At 37.0% G+C, this 2,956-nt stretch carries 3 protein-coding genes; 1 reads left to right on the top strand and 2 read right to left on the bottom strand.

The features are described from left to right. Window positions 1–65 precede the first annotated feature (65 nt). A complete protein-coding gene (locus F6K37_RS36740; protein WP_008191295.1) occupies window positions 66–677 on the top strand; it encodes a Uma2 family endonuclease in 612 nt (203 codons plus the stop codon). A 193-nt stretch (window positions 678–870) separates the two neighbouring features. On the opposite strand, the gene F6K37_RS36735 is transcribed toward F6K37_RS36740, so the two are convergent. Both F6K37_RS36735 and F6K37_RS36730 read right to left on the bottom strand, forming a co-directional pair. Then, the gene (locus F6K37_RS36735; protein ID WP_287255911.1) at window positions 871–2,007 is read right to left on the bottom strand and encodes a hypothetical protein; all 1,137 of its coding nucleotides are present in this window, start codon (window positions 2,005–2,007) and stop codon (window positions 871–873) included. 22 nt (window positions 2,008–2,029) lie between these two features. Beyond that, on the bottom strand, window positions 2,030–2,449 hold the full coding sequence (locus tag F6K37_RS36730; protein ID WP_008191291.1) for a hypothetical protein: 420 nt from the start codon (window positions 2,447–2,449) through the stop codon (window positions 2,030–2,032). Window positions 2,450–2,956 lie beyond the last annotated feature (507 nt).

Here is a 2,956-nt window from a genome sequence, read left to right as displayed (position 1 = left end):
TAAGCTGATAGCTTACATTTTAGTTAGGTGTTGATAACAGTAAGGTTTTAGTAGGAGACCGCTCTATGATTTTATCAGCAACCACAACCGGTATCAGTCCAGAAGAATTTATTGCTCAGTATGGAGACGATCAACGGTACGAACTCATTGATGGAGAGCTAATTGAGATGGAACCAACTGGCCCCCACGAGCAAGTCGTGGCGTTGATTAGCCGAAAGCTTAACGTAGAAATAGATCGTTTAGATGTACCTTATTTTATCCCACACCGCTGTTTAATTCAGCCCTTGGGAACCTTCAACGCTTTCAGACCAGATCTTGTTGTCCTTGATGAGGGAGAATTGGTCAACGAACCACTTTGGGCAAGGGAACCAGTTATAACTCTGGGTACTACTGTAAAACTTGTGGTTGAAGTCGTTAGTACAAACTGGCAGAATGATTATGCTCGTAAGTATGAAGATTACGAAGCTTTGGGCATTCCAGAATACTGGATTGTCGATTATCTCGGTATTGGCGGAAAATATTTTATTGGTAGCCCGAAACAACCGACGGTAACGGTCTGCTGTTTGGTAAATGATCAATATCAGAAAGTAATGTTCCGTAGAGGGGATTGTCTCAAATCTTCGCTTTTTACTAATCTTAAGATATCTACAGACAAATTATTTATAGGGTTGCGCTGAGGCAAGGGGGAAGGATCTCTAGTTTGACCCGGTGGTGCGTTACGGGCCGGGCTATCTCAACCGATGTCAACAGGGGGAAAATCAAGGGGAGCCCGTCTTATCACGCACCCTACGCCACTGTTCCCTAAAACCCTAAAATTTGTACCTCACCTAATTAAAAACCGCTATAACCTATTTGTAAATTAGATAATTTCTATTTTTCCGGAATAACCGGCAAATTACGTAATTCAGTATTGAGTTTACCTTTGTAATAAGAACTCTCTAAATAGGATGTAAATTGCAGGATATCTATCTGGTTTAATTCTAGTGGAACTCCATCAAAATCAATAATGGCTTCTATCGGTACATCCTTAATCAAGCTATTTTTTACATAACCTATGCGATTACTACTGTATGTACCAAATTCAACTTTTGTGGCTACATATTCTTTACCTTGATCCAATAGTCTACTTCTTTGAGAAGAAGTGCGATTGGAATATAAACGCAACTGAACATTTTCTTTAGTGCTTGTAATTAATATAGCACAACTTATGGATTGAGTACTTGAATTTACATTTAAGGATTTTTGGCAATTTTTAAAATTATATATAATACCTTTATTTTCAACTTCTATAGGTTCAACTAGTTGGGGTTCAACTGATTTAGATAATTTTTGAGTTTTTTCAGGGTTATCATCTGTCGGAATTTGTGAAATTACTGGAGAAGAATAAACAAGAGGTTTACTATTTATTTCAGCAATCATTCCTTGATTATTTTTATATATTTTATAATTTTTTTCCCCCAATTCTTTGATTCCAAAAGTAAATAGTGGTGCCGTAAAAATGATTATAATTAATGCAAAATTAAAATAGTTTTGCCATTTCTGTATTTTCGAGTCTCTATCCATATTAGTTTGCTTAGCATAGCTTTGTTCACTACTAACATAATCAGCTTTTTCGAAGTAGTTAGCACTAGCGTTAAACTTGGCATCACTCTGGTCATCTATAGTAGTTTCTTTCTCTGCAATTGATCGTCTCAGAACTTGATTAGCTTTCCTTTGCTTGTAACTCTTATAAGTGGGAACCATAGATTTGTTTGGTTTATGCTCGTTATTATTTATTTGTTTATGTTCACTTGATCCATCCTTAGTTCGCTTGTTTTCTCTCCAAAAAACAAATACAGTACCGACGACAAAGCTGGTGGTGACTAACCAACCGGGAGGTTTGCCACCAGCGAACAAGAATATTACTAGTAAACTAGTAAAGACTTGGGCTGTTTGCCAAAACAGGGAACTTAAACTAGCTTTGGCTTCTTGGTAGAGACTAATTTCTTCGCGTTTAACTGTAGACATATTCACTAACTTAGTTATAGCGTCATAGATTAATCATATCTTTTAATAAGCGTTTGAGGATTCGACCACATAAGGTAATACAGGAGCTAAAAGCTAACAAAACAACAACAAGGCAGAAGTAGCGGTTTACTTCCCAAACGCTCCAGGTATTCCAACATTGATCAAAGCTTGTAAAATTTTCTTTAGTTATCCAATGAAATATCCAGCCGAAAATAACGTATAGGATCCCAAGACCAATGGCATCCTGAATTGTTAAATAGACATCTCGCCAGAGGTCACCTATTAAAGCTTTTCCAAGCTGATCCAAGGGCTCCCAAATGTTGATAAGCAGTTCATTAATAACCTTCCCAGACCTTGTTTTTGGTCTAGTTGATAATTGTGTTACACCTTGAGTTTTCCTACTGGGTTTTTGTGGGTTTATCGTTTTTTTATTTGTGGTCATGTCAACCGTTAATAGTGGGATGCATTTCATATTTGTAAAGGTGCGCTTTCTGTTGGTAAATTTAAGTCACCAACGGAAAGCGCACCGATGTACCTCATAGTTATGAAAAACGATATATATAGGAAAGGCAATTGGAATTAGGAAACAAAAATTATCACAAATCATTTTATTTTAAGGTAAATGCTGCCTAGCTTATTCCTATAAACTACTATAGTGTTTGTATCTAGAATGTCAATACACTGGTTGTAGTAAAAGTGATGGAAGCAAGACGCAAAAAGCAAGAGAGTAAAAAGAACCAAAATTTTATTTGATAAGAGAAAAAAATCATAATTTTATTTGATAAGAAAAAAAACTCTTAGGTTTACATCATAGTGGGCACATAGGCTCTACTCACAACCTTGCTGCCGTGTCACCGTTGCGATGCTCCTTTGGAACCCCTAAAAGCGATCGCATTTAGCGGAAGCTGAGGCCTTTGGGCCACGCTTTACGAACGCTTCATCGCGAAGC

It is taken from the genome of Moorena sp. SIO4E2, from assembly GCF_010671945.1.
In the GTDB taxonomy this organism is placed as follows: Bacteria; Cyanobacteriota; Cyanobacteriia; order Cyanobacteriales; family Coleofasciculaceae; genus Moorena; species Moorena producens.
Note: the sequence above shows the minus strand (reverse complement) of the source record. Positions and strands in the feature narration are given on the sequence as shown.